The sequence below is a fragment of the Lacrimispora sphenoides genome (assembly GCF_900105215.1).
In the GTDB taxonomy this organism is placed as follows: Bacteria; Bacillota; Clostridia; order Lachnospirales; family Lachnospiraceae; genus Lacrimispora; species Lacrimispora sphenoides_A.
This window is the reverse complement of record NZ_FOIP01000001.1, coordinates 3180809-3195097: the sequence shown is the minus strand read 5'-3', so window position 1 is coordinate 3195097 and position 14289 is coordinate 3180809. Positions and strand designations below refer to the sequence as shown.

The window sequence follows — 14289 nt, the reverse complement described above, 5'->3', positions numbered from 1 at the left end:
TCCTATGGTATCATAATGAAGTTGTCAGAGATGACATACATAAAACGGCCTATTGGTCAAGCGGTCAAGACGCCGCCCTCTCACGGCGGAAACCCGAGTTCGATTCTCGGATAGGTCATAAAAAGTAAAAACCCTGGTTTTTTCCAAAAGGAAAATCAGGGTTTTTTGTTTCTTTTCTCTCTATTTTCCGGAAGACGCTACTGTGAGCTGCCAGATGGTCCTGCCATTCTGCCACAGGTTCACATACATTCTCCTGCACTTTTTGTATCTGGCAAATAATTTCACTGCCTCACACTCATCGGAATACACTTTCCAGCATCCGGTGCATTTGCAGTTCTTTCCTCCGTTTTGGATAAATCCCACCACATCCCCCAGGGGATAGCCGAGAAAGACCCCGATCTCATGAGGAAATTCCCCTTCCTGATTCAGCCTCTCCTTAAGCCTTTTTAAAGCTGCCTCCACTTCCATATTCTCATAGCCGTAGGCCTGCAGAAACTTCCCCACTTCCGGCCGGCTTAAATCAGCCTTCAAATTGGCTTTCCGGTAGACATAGATAAGTGCCTTATTCCCTCGCCTGCATAACAAAAGCAAGGATATTCCCTTCTCTCCCAGCTGGCCGTTTAAGAGGGAGAGCTGGCTTTCCAAGTCCATCTCCGAGGAAAAGGGATGGCTGAATAAGTTTGCCGTCTTAATGGAGGCCAGTGTGGGGGAACAATATTCAATTAGATTCCTTTCCAGCAGCATATCCATACCTCCGCCTGTTTTCATGCTTTACGGAACATCCCATAACAGGGATTTCTCTGTTATGAATAGTATAAGCAGCATCGGCTTGGATACATTTCCAATTTTTGTCAGAATTTCTTCATTTCTTTCATACTTTCTTTAGAACCTGGTCAAATTTCCTTCACAATTCTCCTGTATGATAATACTATAAACATAAAAGCAAAAGAAAGCGGTCAGGGCGCTTACATATATGTTTTTACTAAGTCGGCAGAGTCGCTCTGAAAGGCCTCTTTGCCGGCTCAACCTAATAATAAGAGCCGGAATTGCTGCCATCTATTTCCGATGCTTTTATATCAAATACAGTAAAAGGACCGCTGCCACATCGATGAGTAATCATCTATGGGCGGCGGTCTTTTTTATTTGAAAATAATGCCGGTCTCTCCCTTCATCTATTGGTCAGTTTCTACTATACCGAGAGAGTCGTCTCCCTTTCTTGCCTTTTCCATCAAAAGAGAGGCCATTTTTTGAAAATTACCTCCCGAAACAGAGGCACCGCTTACAGCATCGATACCCTTGTCGCTTTGTGTTGCCAGGAAATTAGCTGCATATGTGCGTGTATAGCGGTTAGGGTATGTCCCTTTTTTATCGAGCATATTGCGCATATAGGGAATGTCCCAGGATTTAATGAATCCGCTTGAATTTTTAGCATTGTACTCAACCGTAACGATTTTACTGCCGCTGACCCGGATGGTAACAAATTCCTTCCAGCCATTGATGTAATCCGACATTTCCACCGTGTAAAAGCCATCCTCCAGCCTGCTTTCCTCTTTTTTACAGCCGCTTATGGAAAGCATAGTCATAAGAACCAGGAAGATCATGATAAAGCGTTTTCTTTGAATCATTGTCCATCCCTCCTTTCGGAACCGGAACGAAGACGGAAACGTCCGGACATTTCTTCAAGACTTTGAGCCTGTTGTGCCAGATCCCCGCTTAAAGAAGCCACAGCGCCGCTTGATTCAAGGTTTTGGCGGGCGTGCCGGGATATCTGGGAGATGTCAAGAGACGCATTCTCAAGGCTTAATTTCTCATTTCCCACAAGTTTTTCCAGGTCTTCTGTTATCTCATAAGTCTGCTTGGAGATATCCGTCAGCTCATTTAAAAAATGAGCGGTAAGATCGGCATACCTGACCCCCTCTTCAATCGCCTGTTGGGAATGTACGATCATCTCGGCAGTACGCTTTGAAGATTCCGCACTTTTTTCAGCAAGATCACGGATTTCATTTGCCACTACGGCAAACCCTTTTCCTGCTTCGCCTGCATGGGCGGCTTCAACGCTTGCATTCAGGGCAAGAAGGTTTGTCTGGAATGCTATTTCTTCCAGGAATTTTGTGATTTTTGTTATTTCGGCCGCATTATGGCTGATATTCTCCATTGCCCGAAGGGTATTCTCCATATGTTCATCGCCCATTGACAGCTTTTCCATGGACTGCTCCATAAGTTCACGGGCGGTTCTTGCATGCTCATCCACAATGACAATGTCTTTTGAGATGGAGTCTGTCTCCTCCACGAGCCGGTCAATGGACATGGACTGATGGCCGGAAGATTCATTCATAAGGCGGGCGCTTTGGGATACCTCCTGGGCAGCATGGTTCAGGGTTTCAGCCGACCGCTGAAGGTCATTGATCAACAGGTTTAAGAAATCCGTAATATTATGAACGGAATCTTTCATAACCACAAAATCTCCTGCAAACTGATCGCTGACGCTGACGTCTAAATTGCCGGCAGAAAGCCGTTCCAGGGCATTTTGAAGCTGGGAAATGTATCCGCTCACCTGTTCTATTGTTTCTTTCAGCGAATTGGAAAGGGTCTGGGCCTCATCGTTTGTCATCATCACTTCCACAGGGCTTGTCAAATCTCCCTGAGCCAGCTTCTGTATCCGCTCTGTTACACTTCTCAAAGACTTTGAGATTTTTCCTGCAAACCGGGCTATAAATAAAATTGCAAGCAGGGTAAGGGTTATGGTAATGCCTATATTGATCATAACGGCAGTGTTCACGATATTCGTAAAGTCTGATTTTGGCGTTATGATGGCTAAATACCAGTTTGCCCCTCGTACAGGTGCATAGACCACAAGAGTATCCTTCCCATCTAAGGACACAGAAGCGGATCCGATCCTTCCTGATTTCATTGCATCAAATACTTCCAGGAGCTTTCCATTATCCTTATAAAGAGAATATACATTCTCTCCGCTCTTAATTAAATCTGTATCAGGGTAAGCGACCACCTGGCCGCTTTCGTTCATAACAAAAGCGTGGCCGCTGTAGCCAATATGTATACTGCTGATCACATCATCAAGCATGTCATACTTATAACTTCCAACCAGATAAAAAGTGTTATTCTTTTCTGTGGTTATGGGCATTCCCACATATACTTCAAGTCCATTTTCCCCGACAGAAGTATCCCCGATCACAAGATTTTGAGTTTCCTGCATCTTTTTGAACAAATCTCCCCCGGAAATATCAGAAGGGCTGTTTCCGTTGCCCGTATACAGTCTGCCTTCCTGTGTGTATAGAGCCAGCCATACAAATTCTATTCCAGATGTGGCCTTGTCAAGAACCTGGTGTTTTTCCTCAAGAGTCGCTTCCTCTGATGTCAGTTCATGATTTTCCCCAATCATAAATATACGGTCTGCCATGATATGCAGACTGCTTTCAATGCTTTTTGAAGCAGTTTTAGCAAAAGGCATGAGGGTTTCCATCAATGTGAGATTGGTCAGAGACATGGCGGATACGGACAATACAATGGTTGTAACCACAGAAATAATGATGGTGACAATCAATGTATTTAAGATGATCTTCCGCCGAATTCCTTTTAAATTCATAAATCCTCCTTTGTATCGTTACAAAATTAATTTATAACATATAAAGTAATATAACCGATTTAAAATAAAAGACAATAGTTTTTAGGAAATAAAAGCCATTGTTGGGAAAAATTGTCTCATTAGTAATAAAAGATTCTTAAATTAGATGTGAAAACTGGTAATTGTTTCTCTTATGTTTTTTTGCTTTCTAACGTCCTGATCTCTCTTTTCCCCTGCTCCCCCCTGACAGTCACTTCTTGCAGCTGGGGACATACTATATATAAGAAATACGTATTTCTACAATTTGTTAAAAGGGGGCAACCTTATGGCCAACTATAAACCAATCGCGAAAACAATCTCAGCTGCTTCTGCTATTTCAGGAGTACTGGTTCCTGCTAATCTTTCTACAACAAGCTGGGGTTTACTTTTAGTAAGAGGTTCTGCATTATTCAGTAATACAATCCTAAGAAGCGGTGCTGTAGCGGTATGGGAAAGTACAAATCCTACCACTGCTGCTCCAAGCCGGGAAACATTTACTGATGCAAATGCCATCTACGGCATTACCTGCAGAGCCGGGGTAAAGCTGATATTTAAGTTCTATGCTCACTAACATTTAAAAAGGGTGCTTCAAAGGTTAAAAATCCAACATCACGCTCACCAAATACGAACGAATTCAAGCTAATATATAGAATATCTGGCATGTATGGGATTGGGAAGGAACCTTTGAGGCGCCTTTCTTTAAAAAATATGATTTTATAAACAAAGGAGGGGGAGAAATGCAGCAAAAAATACTTTTCACAGGTTGTCAGATCATTTGTTCCGGAATCGTGACAGCAGATATTACCTTATCAAATAACGCGTTTATATTAATCACGGGAACCGTATACAGTCCAACTGGAAAGCCGCTGCCAAACGCTGCGGTTGAAATACTTCTCGTGGATGATTCCCATATCCCTTCTGAGGGAAAAAGCTTAGGCGTAACCTTTACGCTACAAGATGGTACTTATGGAATATCACTTCCCAGGATTAGTGAAAAGCAATACAAATTAATTGCTTATTCGCCCGTTTAAACGGGAATAAAAAACCAGTCAACACGGAGATTATCATGAAAAAATATAAAACAATCGATGGATATCACGTATATCGGATAAAGAAAAATAAGAAGTTCTTTTTTCTGGCAGACCAGTTGGATTACAGAAAAGAAATCAATCAATTGTTATATACATTAGAGGATTTAAAATTTGATTCCCTGATCTTTTTATTCGGAATTGATACGGGAGAATACCTTCAAGATTTAAAAAAATTGCTGTGTGCCAAAAACAGAGTGATCATTTTTGAACCAAACCCTGCGATCTGCAAAAAATTCGATTCCAAATTAGCAGACAATATAAGCCTTGTTCCGTTTGAGGAAAATCAGGTAAGACAAATTTTTAACAATACCATTCATTTTAAAAATATCAATAATATTTACTTTCACGCATTCGGCAACTATTCCAGTGTTTATAAGGAAGAATACGACCGTTTGATTGAACATCTGGATTGGACCATCATCAACGCGGCTTCCCAGGTGGAGCTTGCAAAACGATTTAAGAAAATTTTCATCCAAAACATGACTGCAAATATGAAGGTTTTAAATCAGAGCACTCCCATTCACCACTACCGGTCCACCAATCTCAATGTTCCCGCACTTGTGGTATCCGGAGGTCCTTCCCTTGATTCAAACATCAGGGATATGCTCAATCATAAGGATCAGTTAGACCAGTATTTTATCATTACCGGGAGCAGGACTGCTGAGGCTTTAACGAAAAATGGGATCCTTCCGGATATGATCGTATCCGTAGATCCGGTTGATGCAAACTTTGATATGATGAAGAACTGCCTGAACTTAGAAGTTCCCCTTGCTTTTTATGAATACAGCAACCGATATCTGGTTGGAAATTATAAGGGAGATAAAGTCTTTATTTCGCTCCTGCTTTCTCAAACAGTGAAGGGCTTTGAACAATATCAGGGTGTGTACTGCGGAGGTTCGGTCGCCCACGCCTGTATTGATATTGCAAACATGATGGGCTGCTCTCCCATCATATTTTTAGGCCAGGATCTCGCTTATACTTATAACAAACATCATGCAGACAGCGCAGTCTTTGATTATGATAAGAGCCTTCTCTATGGGGCCACAACCATTGTAAAGGATGTATACGGCAATCCGGTCGGGACGACCGTCACCCTGGATCATTACAGGAGAAGGCTGGAACATTATATTGCTATTTATAAAGACCAGAAACGAATACGGTTTATCAATTGTTCTTATGGATCGGATATAAAAGGCGCACCCCATAAGGAGCTTTCGGAAGTATTTAAGGAAGAAATTTCCGGAAGGCCAAAAAAGAATTGCCTCCCAAACCAGGAGATCCAGATAGACAGCAGGAAGACCTTAGACTCCCTTCTTTGCTTCATCGAAGAATACCGGATAAAGGCAAGCCAGGGCCTGGAGTTATGTGAAATCATATGCTCTGAAAACCAAACAAAATGTCTGCTCAATATGGAAGAAACGGATATTGACCTGCAGCGGATCTTATATATTCTAAAAATTGTAAGTGATTTTGAAAATGCAGCTGACACCGGATATTTAGGAGGATATTTCAGCGAATTCGTTTATGAAATGAAGGAAAGAACGTTTAACATGTCTGCTATGGATTATGAGAAGCTGACTTCTGATCTGCAGCATCAGGCAAGAGCTTTTAAGATATATTTTGAAAAAATGAAAGAAATGCTTGAAGAAGTAAAGGAAACCATTTTGGAAACGGTAACAGAATTCTATGAACCGCATATAGTTTAATAAAAAAAGGGGATAAGGCTATGGAAATGGAAGGCAGAAGTAAAGAAATCAATGATATAAAATACAAAGAGGTGGAAGTAAATAAGATGATCGTCAATGGGAAGGAACAGGCGGGAAACATTATTAATGCTGAGGATACGAAGGATAGGCAGGAATTAAATGTAACCGTATATACCCGCAGCATTACGGAACCCCCGGAAAGCGAAGGGAGGCATAAGAGTTTATATGAACTGCTTCAAAAAGTCTTCTTTAAGAATAAACGGAGCTAAACTCCAATCCCATCCGGAATATCATTTTGACATCCACTTAGAAAAACAGAAATTCCAGATCATCAATGGGACCGTATACAGTGAGAACCAGAAGCCTTGTGCAGGAGCTGCGGTCCGGATCACCCAGATCGACTGCAGGGATAACACCAGTAGCCTGCTGGGTTATACCTTGACGGATGAGAATGGATATTATTTATTCTCTATGAAAGCAAAGACCAATATGAAGTATGAATTAGCGGTCTATGCTCCCCTTCTCTGATGCAGAAAGGAGGAAGCCCATTGAGCGGTTATACAGAGATCATCTTGTCACCAAAGCATTTTAAGAAACGTGACATTTTAAAAACAACCATTACCATTGAAAAATCAGATAAGGTTTTGTTAACAGGCACTATTTATAATTCACGCCATGAGGCCTTAGAAGGCGCGGTCGTCCGGGTCAGCAAAATTACCGGGGATGACCAGAGGGTGAGCAAAGGCTATGTGATCACCAATGAGTCCGGAGAGTTTGCCATAGCCGTGGAAAAAGACAAATTTGCATGTTACCAGCTGGATATTTTCGAACCACTTTTAAACACTTAGGCGGGGTTGCATTATGGAACAGATTAATCATGAATATCATATGGAAGGTATATTAATAAAAGGGAGGGTCCGTTATAAAGATTCCTGTCCGGTTAAAGGTGCCATTGTTATCTTAGAAAAGCTTGTCCCCGTATACAACGAAGAAGTACAGGAACAAAAATATGAAGGAACCTATCTTGAGCATGGTCTGACCAACGATCAGGGAGAATTCTGCTTTTCTATTTCAGATAAAATGAGCAGTTATAAAATAAAGGTTTTCGATAATCATCACAGGTAAGGGAGGAAACATGAAAAAGGTTCTGGTTACTGGAGCGGATGGATTTATAGGCAGTCATTTAACAGAAACACTTATTGAACGGGGATACGATGTAAGAGCGTTTATCTTTTATAATTCCTTTAATAGCTGGGGCTGGCTGGATTCTCTTCCTGATGAAATAAAGAAGGAAATTGAGATACACCCTGGGGATATCCGGGATCCAAACGGCGTAAGGAACGCCATGACAGGGATAGAATCGGTCTTTCATCTGGCCGCTTTAATCGCCATCCCCTTTAGCTATCACTCTCCTAATTCCTATGTGGATACCAATATAAAGGGAACGTTAAATGTTCTTCAGGCCGCAAGAAGCCTTGGTACGGATAAGGTACTCATCACCTCTACTTCTGAGGTTTATGGCAGCGCCAAATATGTTCCGATTGACGAATCCCATCCCTTTCAGGGACAATCGCCCTATTCCGCTACAAAAATCGGAGCCGACCGTCTGGCAGAATCCTTTTACAGAAGCTTTTCTCTTCCGGTATCCATTGTCAGGCCTTTTAACACTTATGGCCCCAGGCAGTCTGCAAGGGCTGTAATACCGTCCATCATCAGCCAGCTGCTGACTGGGACCAAAGAGATATGCCTTGGCAGTCTGACTCCCACCAGGGATTTTAATTATGTAAAAGATACTGTAAACGGTTTTATTGAAATAGAAAAATCCGAAAAAACCATTGGCGAAGAAATCAACATTGCAAGCCAAACGGAAATCTCCATCGGCGAACTTGCTTCGGAGCTGATCCGCCAGATCAATCCCCAGGCCAGGATCGTCTGCGAACCAGAACGGATGCGCCCTGAAAAAAGCGAGGTAAACAGGCTTCTTGGATCAAATAAAAAGTTAAAAGAGCTTACAGACTGGAACCAGGAATACTCTCTTTCCCTTGGCCTAAAAAAAACCATTGACTGGTTGGAGAAAAACCAGGATAAGTATAAGACCGGCATCTATAACCTTTAGAATCAGATCAGGAGCGGAGGAACAAATATGATACCTTTATCGGTTCCCAATCTAACGGGGAACGAAAAAAAATATATATTAGATGCCCTTGACAGCGGCTGGATATCAACAGCAGGCAGCTATGTGGCAAAATTGGAACAGGGCATGGCTTCTTATTTAAATGTCTCCGGCGCGGCGGCCGTTCAAAGCGGAACTGCCGCGATCCATTTAGCCATGCTCTTATCCGGTGTGAAACCGGGACAGGAAGTGATCGTCCCAACCCTTACCTTTATTGCCTCAGCCAATCCAGCTGCCTACATAGGTGCTGTCCCTATTTTTATGGATTGTGATGATTCTCTGAATATAGATTGTGACAAGCTTGAGGATTTTTTGAAAAAGGAATGCGTCATAACCTCTTCAGGGCTGATCAATAAGAGTACAAACCGGATCATCACGGCGGTCGTCGTTGTCCATGTTTTTGGAAACATGGCGGATATGGAACGGCTGAAAGCATTGACCGGACAATATGGGCTTATGCTGATCGAAGATGCTGCGGAAGCATTGGGGACCTGTTACAATCAGGGAACGTACCATGGACAATTTGCAGGAACCATAGGCGATTTCGGAACCTATTCTTTTAACGGCAATAAGATCATCACCACAGGAGGAGGAGGGCTGCTGACCGCAAAGGATGGCAGGGCCCTGGAAAAAGCTAAGTATCTTGCTGCCCAGGCAAAAGATGATCCCTTCCATTATACTCACAATGAAGTGGGCTATAACTACCGCATGACCAACTTACAGGCAGCCCTTGGAGTCGGCCAGCTGGAATGCCTGGAGGACTTTATCCGGATCAAGGAAAACAATTATGAGTACTACGATAATGCCATAACATCAATGGAAAACTTTGAGCTGCTTAAGTTTAACCAGAAGGCGAGAAACAACCGGTGGTTCTATTCCCTGTTCATAAAAAACGATGGATTGGACCGGAATGCAGTCATAAAGCAGCTAAAGGAAAAGGATATTGAAACAAGGCCTATCTGGCAGCTCGCCCATACCCAGAAGATGTATGAAAACTGTCAGGCGTATTATATCGAAAAGGCTCCGTTTTACTGGAACCGGGTCATCAATATTCCCTGCAGCACCAGTCTTTTAAAAAAGGATATGGATTATGTTATTCAAGCATTGAGCTATATATAGCAGTCTGAAAGAGGGATAGGCATGGAAGTTCGTAAATTTATTATTGCTCCGGATGTTTCTATTCGGGAGGCAATCAGACAATTGGACCAGACAGCAAGAAAAATCCTTGTTGTTGAAGAAAATAATAAGCTGGCCGGTGTTCTCACAGACGGGGATATCAGGCGGTGGATATTAAAGAATAAGGATATTTCCATGCCGGTACGCCTGATCATGAATACTGCCCCTGTTGTTATAAAAAAAGAGAAAAGCCATCTGGCGCTGGAGATCATGAAAGAAAAACAAATCGAAGGGCTGCCCTTGGTAAATGATAACAATGAGGTCACCGATATCCTGTTTTGGAATGAGCTAAACGATCATAATCCGGGCCGCCAAAAGAAAACTCAGACACCGGTAGTCATCATGGCTGGAGGCAGGGGTTCCCGGCTATATCCTTATACAAAGATCATTCCAAAGCCTCTGATTCCAATCGGCGATACCCCCATTGTAGAACGGATTATGAATCAGATGATGGAATATGGGTTTTATGAATTCTATCTTACCATAAACTATAAAAAAGAGCTTATAAAAGCCTATTTTAACGATGACCATCGTTATCATCTCCACCTAATCGAAGAGGATTATCCCTTAGGAACAGCCGGGTCCTTAAACCTGGTCAAAAAGAATATAAAGGGAAGTTTTCTTGTAAGCAACTGCGATATTTTAGTTGATGTCAATTACACCAAGCTTCTTATTTATCACAAAACCCATAAAAACAAGATCACAGTTGTCACAGCCATGAAGAGCTATGAGATTCCCTATGGGGTGGTTACCTTAGGCGAAAACGGTTCCGTTGATGCCTTAAAAGAAAAACCCAGATATGAGCTGTTAGTGAGTACCGGTCTTTATGTATTAGAGGAGGAAATCTTAAAATACATCCCTCAGGATCAGTATTTTGATATGACAGATTTGATCCGCAAATGTTTAAAAAACGGGGAGCAGGTAGGAGCCTATCCGGTCATGGATAGCGCCTGGCTGGATATGGGAGAATTCAGCGAAATGAAAAAAATGGCCGAGAAAATGAAATTATGAAAGAGGAACTGATCCTGATCGGCGGAGGCGGTCATGCGGAAAGTATCATCGATACCATCAGAGGACTGGAAAAATATATGATCACAGGCATTCTGGACCGCAGCAAAAAAGCGGGTACAGAGGTCCTGGGCATAAAGATCATAGGAAGTGATGAGGATTTAGCCGGCTGGTTTAACCGGGGAATTAAGAATGCGGTAATCTCCGTAGGAAGCATTGGAAATCCGGGACCAAGGCGGACTCTATACGAACAGTGCAAGAAAATAGGTTATGAATTTCCCAATATCCTGGATAAAAGCTCCATCCTTTCAGAAACTCTTAAAATCGGGGAAGGGAACTTTATCGGTAAGGGGGTCCTTATTAATTGCAATGTTACCATAGGAAATGGAACGATTATTAATACGGGGGCAATCGTCGAACATGGCTGCAGGATTGAAGACTTTGTCCATATCGCACCCGGAAGCGTCTTATGCGGAAATGTCCTGGTCAGGGCCAATTCCCATATTGGAGCCCATTCCACCATCATACAAGGCGTGACCATAGGGAATGACACCATAATCGGCGCCGGGAGTCTTGTATTAAAAAATATATCATCAAATAAGCTGGCTTATGGAAGTCCGGCAAAGGAGGTAGCTTACCATGAGTAACGTTATGATCATCGCCGAAGCAGGAGTAAACCATAACGGCGACTTAAGCATTGCCAAACAACTGGTGGATGCCGCAAGTGTCATAGGAGCAGACGCCATCAAATTCCAGACCTTTCGGGCTGAGCATCTTGCGGTTCCGGATGCGAGGAAAGCGGTCTACCAGATTGAAAATACCGGTCAGACCATGTCACAATACGAAATGTTAAAAAACCTGGAACTATCCTGGCAGGAGTTTGAAGAGCTGTTTCAGTACTGTTCCTTCCGGCGCATTCGGTTCCTGTCCTCTCCTTTTGATGAGGAAAGCCTCCTTTTTCTTGACCGGCTTGGGGTTGATCTCATAAAGATTCCCTCCGGAGAGATTACAAATTATGGCTATCTGAAAAAAATAGCTTCATTAAAGAAGCCAGTCATTCTGTCCACAGGAATGTCCACAGAGGATGAGGTAGGGGAAGCCCTGGAAATCCTGGAGGAAGGCGGACAGGAAATCATACTGCTCCACTGCTCCAGCTCCTATCCTACTCTGATGGAGGATGTGAATTTAAATGCCATGAATTCGTTAAAGCACAAGTTCCATAAGCGGGCGGGGTATTCCGACCATACGCCGGGAATCGAAGTTGCCATCGCTGCCGCAGCCCTTGGCGCCTGTGTCATTGAAAAGCATATGACCCTGGATAAAACCATGCCCGGACCGGATCATAAGGCAAGTCTGGAGCCGGATGAATTCCAACAAATGGTGGACAGTATCAGACATATTGAAGCCGCCCTGGGTGATGGGGTCAAAATGCCTACCCAGGCGGAACAAAAGAACAGGGATTATGTGAGAAAATACCTGGTGGCTTCCAGGGAAATCAAAAAGGGAGAAGCCTTTACCCTTCAAAACCTGTGCGCAAAACGCTGCGCATATGGGGTATCTCCCATGAAGATACCCAGCCTGTTGGGAACAGCCGCTCAAAGAGATTATCGGAAAGACGAAAGGATTGACCAATGATCAAATTATGCGTAGTGACCGGAAACCGGGCGGAATTCGGCTTATTAAAGCCGGTGCTGGACCGTGTCAGACAGGACCCGGATTTCAAACTGCAAATCATTGCCACCGGAAGCCATCTGGATACCAGATACGGGCATGGCTGCGAGGACATGGAAAACTGCGGCATAACGATCGATGAAAAAATAGAGATGAACTTAGCCTCAGACACCTCCCTTGGAATTTGCAAATCCATGGGGCTGGAAATGATCAGCTTATCCGAAGCTTACCAGCGGTTAAAACCGGATATGGTTCTGCTTCTTGGGGACCGGTATGAAATCTTTGCTGCAGCAAGCGCCGCCGTCATCTGCAACATTCCCATTGCCCATATACACGGCGGGGAAATAACAAGGGGTGCATACGACGACTCCATGAGGCATGCCATCAGTAAGATGAGCTATCTTCATTTCACCAGCACAATGGAATACCGGAAAAGGGTCATACAACTAGGGGAAGCTCCTGACAGGGTCTATTGGGTCGGAGCTCTTGGTATTGAGAACATAAAGACCATGAAGCTATTAACCAGACAGGAATTGGAGGAAAAGTTAAGGATCTCACTGGCCCCGCCCATTGCTCTTGTCACCTTTCACCCTGCCACTTTGGATCAGGAGAGCCCTTCGGCACAATTTAAACCCCTGGAAGATGCGCTTTTGCATTTTCCGGACTTATTTGTTGTCTTTACAAAAAGCAATTCCGACACCGGCGGGAACCGGATCAACGAATTAATCGATGCTTACGCAAGCAGGAATCCTGACACGTCGGCAGTGTTTCCTTCCCTTGGCAGCAAGCATTACTTAAGCCTGATGAACTGCTGCCAGGCTGTGATCGGAAATTCTTCCAGCGGAATCCTGGAAGCGCCTTTTTTAAAGGTACCCTCCGTGAATATCGGAAACAGGCAGGCTGGAAGGATAGCACCTGCCTCTGTCATAAGCTGCGGCTCTTCTGTAAACGAAATCGTGGCTGCAGTCCGGAAAGCCCTGGCCTTTGACCGGTACAAAGAAGAAGCACCAAACCCTTACGAAGGCCAGGACACCAGCAGTCAGATCGTCTCGACCATTAAGCAGACCTTTAAAAAGGGAATTCATCTGGAAAAACATTTTTTTGATTTGGAATGGAGGCTGTAATGTATAGAAATAAGACTTTTTTGGCAATCATACCTGCCAGGAGCGGCTCAAAAGGAATCATCGATAAAAACATCCGGGAAATCAACCACAAGCCCCTCATGGCATATACGGTGGAAGCCTGTAAACGTTCCGGAATATTCGATGATATCGTGGTATCTACAGACTCTGTAAAATATGCGGAAATCGCAGAGCGGTTCGGGGCCAGCGTGCCCTTTCTGCGCCCAAAGGAACTGGCTGCGGATCAGGCTTCCTCCAACGATGTCATACTGCATGTCATCAATGGGCTGAGGCAGCTTGGAAAAGCGTTTGACTGCTTTATGCTTTTACAGCCCACCTCTCCTTTAAGAAACGAAATACATATAATGAAAAGCGCTGATATCCTCCTAGAGAATGATGCCGATTCTGTCGTCAGTATCTGCAAGTCAGACTCCCACTCCTATTTAACTGTAGAGCTTACGGAGGAAGGAAGGGTGAAGGCCTTATTTTCGGATAAAAAACAGGTCAGAAGGCAGGATGTGCCGCCGGAATACAGAATTAACGGGGCTATTTACCTGGCTCTGACCAGTTATTTTATGAAGCATAAAAGCTTTTATGAGGGCAAAACCCTGCCCTATTTGATGAATGCCTTTGATTCCATTGACATCGATGATGATTTCCAACTGAAAATAGCAGAATTACTTCTCATTGACAAAAACTTATCAAACCCATTCTAACAGGA

Annotated in this window: 17 protein-coding genes and 1 tRNA gene; 15 read left to right on the top strand and 3 right to left on the bottom strand. The window is 43.5% G+C overall.

The features are described 5' to 3' along the window. Positions 1 to 46: 46 nt before the first annotated feature. Positions 47 to 118 (top strand) — tRNA-Glu (locus BMW45_RS14490). Positions 119 to 180: 62 nt separating this feature from the next. Here the strand turns inward: BMW45_RS14490 and BMW45_RS14485 are convergent. The 3 genes from BMW45_RS14485 to BMW45_RS14475 form a co-directional block, all read right to left on the bottom strand. Beyond that, positions 181 to 768, bottom strand: coding sequence for a DUF3793 family protein (locus BMW45_RS14485; RefSeq protein ID WP_242883032.1), 588 nt, complete (start codon positions 766 to 768; stop codon positions 181 to 183). A gap of 404 nt (positions 769 to 1172) precedes the next feature. After that, positions 1173 to 1625: a hypothetical protein gene (locus tag BMW45_RS14480; RefSeq protein WP_029701981.1), complete on the bottom strand. Its 453-nt coding sequence runs from the start codon at positions 1623 to 1625 to the stop codon at positions 1173 to 1175. Next, positions 1622 to 3604, bottom strand: a complete 1983-nt coding sequence (locus BMW45_RS14475; protein WP_092244908.1) for a methyl-accepting chemotaxis protein — start codon at positions 3602 to 3604, stop codon at positions 1622 to 1624. Before BMW45_RS14475 ends, BMW45_RS14480 begins: the two co-directional genes overlap by 4 nt. A gap of 304 nt (positions 3605 to 3908) precedes the next feature. Here BMW45_RS14475 and BMW45_RS14470 point away from each other — a divergent pair, with 304 nt between their 5' ends. From BMW45_RS14470 to BMW45_RS14405, 14 genes are all read left to right on the top strand, one after another. After that, on the top strand, positions 3909 to 4193 hold the full coding sequence (locus BMW45_RS14470; protein WP_025234255.1) for a hypothetical protein: 285 nt from the start codon (positions 3909 to 3911) through the stop codon (positions 4191 to 4193). Between the two features lie 166 nt (positions 4194 to 4359). After that, on the top strand, positions 4360 to 4653 hold the full coding sequence (locus BMW45_RS14465) for a peptidase associated/transthyretin-like domain-containing protein (RefSeq protein ID WP_092244905.1): 294 nt from the start codon (positions 4360 to 4362) through the stop codon (positions 4651 to 4653). A 35-nt stretch (positions 4654 to 4688) separates the two neighbouring features. Next, positions 4689 to 6419, top strand: coding sequence for a motility associated factor glycosyltransferase family protein (locus BMW45_RS14460; RefSeq protein WP_092244902.1), 1731 nt, complete (start codon positions 4689 to 4691; stop codon positions 6417 to 6419). Between the two features lie 20 nt (positions 6420 to 6439). Further along, positions 6440 to 6688, top strand: a complete 249-nt coding sequence (locus BMW45_RS14455) for a hypothetical protein (protein WP_092244899.1) — start codon at positions 6440 to 6442, stop codon at positions 6686 to 6688. Continuing rightward, entirely contained in the window at positions 6645 to 6947 is a 303-nt protein-coding gene (locus tag BMW45_RS14450) for a carboxypeptidase-like regulatory domain-containing protein (protein ID WP_092244896.1), read from the top strand. Before BMW45_RS14455 ends, BMW45_RS14450 begins: the two co-directional genes overlap by 44 nt. A gap of 20 nt (positions 6948 to 6967) precedes the next feature. Further along, the gene (locus tag BMW45_RS14445) at positions 6968 to 7267 is read left to right on the top strand and encodes a hypothetical protein (RefSeq protein WP_092244893.1); all 300 of its coding nucleotides are present in this window, start codon (positions 6968 to 6970) and stop codon (positions 7265 to 7267) included. 13 nt (positions 7268 to 7280) lie between these two features. Further along, the gene (locus BMW45_RS14440; RefSeq protein WP_092244890.1) at positions 7281 to 7544 is read left to right on the top strand and encodes a hypothetical protein; all 264 of its coding nucleotides are present in this window, start codon (positions 7281 to 7283) and stop codon (positions 7542 to 7544) included. Positions 7545 to 7554: 10 nt separating this feature from the next. After that, a complete protein-coding gene (locus BMW45_RS14435; RefSeq protein WP_092244887.1) occupies positions 7555 to 8535 on the top strand; it encodes an NAD-dependent 4,6-dehydratase LegB in 981 nt (326 codons plus the stop codon). A gap of 27 nt (positions 8536 to 8562) precedes the next feature. Further along, complete coding sequence (locus BMW45_RS14430) at positions 8563 to 9711, top strand: LegC family aminotransferase (protein WP_092244884.1); 1149 nt, start codon at positions 8563 to 8565, stop codon at positions 9709 to 9711. Positions 9712 to 9732: 21 nt separating this feature from the next. Continuing rightward, on the top strand, positions 9733 to 10779 hold the full coding sequence (locus BMW45_RS14425; protein ID WP_092244881.1) for a nucleotidyltransferase family protein: 1047 nt from the start codon (positions 9733 to 9735) through the stop codon (positions 10777 to 10779). Next, on the top strand, positions 10776 to 11423 hold the full coding sequence (locus BMW45_RS14420) for an acetyltransferase (protein ID WP_092244879.1): 648 nt from the start codon (positions 10776 to 10778) through the stop codon (positions 11421 to 11423). Before BMW45_RS14425 ends, BMW45_RS14420 begins: the two co-directional genes overlap by 4 nt. After that, positions 11416 to 12411 carry an N-acetylneuraminate synthase gene (gene neuB, locus BMW45_RS14415; RefSeq protein WP_092244876.1) on the top strand — a complete coding sequence of 332 codons (996 nt, stop codon included), beginning with the start codon at positions 11416 to 11418 and terminating at the stop codon, positions 12409 to 12411. The genes BMW45_RS14420 and neuB overlap by 8 nt, the downstream gene beginning before the upstream one ends. After that, positions 12408 to 13571, top strand: coding sequence for a UDP-N-acetylglucosamine 2-epimerase (neuC, locus tag BMW45_RS14410; RefSeq protein ID WP_092244873.1), 1164 nt, complete (start codon positions 12408 to 12410; stop codon positions 13569 to 13571). The genes neuB and neuC overlap by 4 nt, the downstream gene beginning before the upstream one ends. Next, positions 13571 to 14284 carry an acylneuraminate cytidylyltransferase family protein gene (locus tag BMW45_RS14405; protein WP_092244871.1) on the top strand — a complete coding sequence of 238 codons (714 nt, stop codon included), beginning with the start codon at positions 13571 to 13573 and terminating at the stop codon, positions 14282 to 14284. The genes neuC and BMW45_RS14405 overlap by 1 nt, the downstream gene beginning before the upstream one ends. Positions 14285 to 14289: the final 5 nt, after the last annotated feature.

Coding starts and splice junctions, on each gene's coding strand:
- neuB (WP_092244876.1), top strand. CDS start 11,416: ATGAGTAACGTTATGATCATCGCCGAAGCAGGAGTAAACCATAACGGC.
- BMW45_RS14425 (WP_092244881.1), top strand. CDS start 9,733: ATGGAAGTTCGTAAATTTATTATTGCTCCGGATGTTTCTATTCGGGAG.
- BMW45_RS14450 (WP_092244896.1), top strand. CDS start 6,645: ATGAACTGCTTCAAAAAGTCTTCTTTAAGAATAAACGGAGCTAAACTC.
- BMW45_RS14405 (WP_092244871.1), top strand. CDS start 13,571: ATGTATAGAAATAAGACTTTTTTGGCAATCATACCTGCCAGGAGCGGC.
- BMW45_RS14440 (WP_092244890.1), top strand. CDS start 7,281: ATGGAACAGATTAATCATGAATATCATATGGAAGGTATATTAATAAAA.
- BMW45_RS14455 (WP_092244899.1), top strand. CDS start 6,440: ATGGAAATGGAAGGCAGAAGTAAAGAAATCAATGATATAAAATACAAA.
- BMW45_RS14480 (WP_029701981.1), bottom strand. CDS start 1,625: ATGATTCAAAGAAAACGCTTTATCATGATCTTCCTGGTTCTTATGACT.
- BMW45_RS14420 (WP_092244879.1), top strand. CDS start 10,776: ATGAAAGAGGAACTGATCCTGATCGGCGGAGGCGGTCATGCGGAAAGT.
- BMW45_RS14460 (WP_092244902.1), top strand. CDS start 4,689: ATGAAAAAATATAAAACAATCGATGGATATCACGTATATCGGATAAAG.
- BMW45_RS14430 (WP_092244884.1), top strand. CDS start 8,563: ATGATACCTTTATCGGTTCCCAATCTAACGGGGAACGAAAAAAAATAT.
- BMW45_RS14470 (WP_025234255.1), top strand. CDS start 3,909: ATGGCCAACTATAAACCAATCGCGAAAACAATCTCAGCTGCTTCTGCT.
- BMW45_RS14485 (WP_242883032.1), bottom strand. CDS start 768: ATGAAAACAGGCGGAGGTATGGATATGCTGCTGGAAAGGAATCTAATT.
- neuC (WP_092244873.1), top strand. CDS start 12,408: ATGATCAAATTATGCGTAGTGACCGGAAACCGGGCGGAATTCGGCTTA.
- BMW45_RS14475 (WP_092244908.1), bottom strand. CDS start 3,604: ATGAATTTAAAAGGAATTCGGCGGAAGATCATCTTAAATACATTGATT.
- BMW45_RS14465 (WP_092244905.1), top strand. CDS start 4,360: ATGCAGCAAAAAATACTTTTCACAGGTTGTCAGATCATTTGTTCCGGA.
- BMW45_RS14435 (WP_092244887.1), top strand. CDS start 7,555: ATGAAAAAGGTTCTGGTTACTGGAGCGGATGGATTTATAGGCAGTCAT.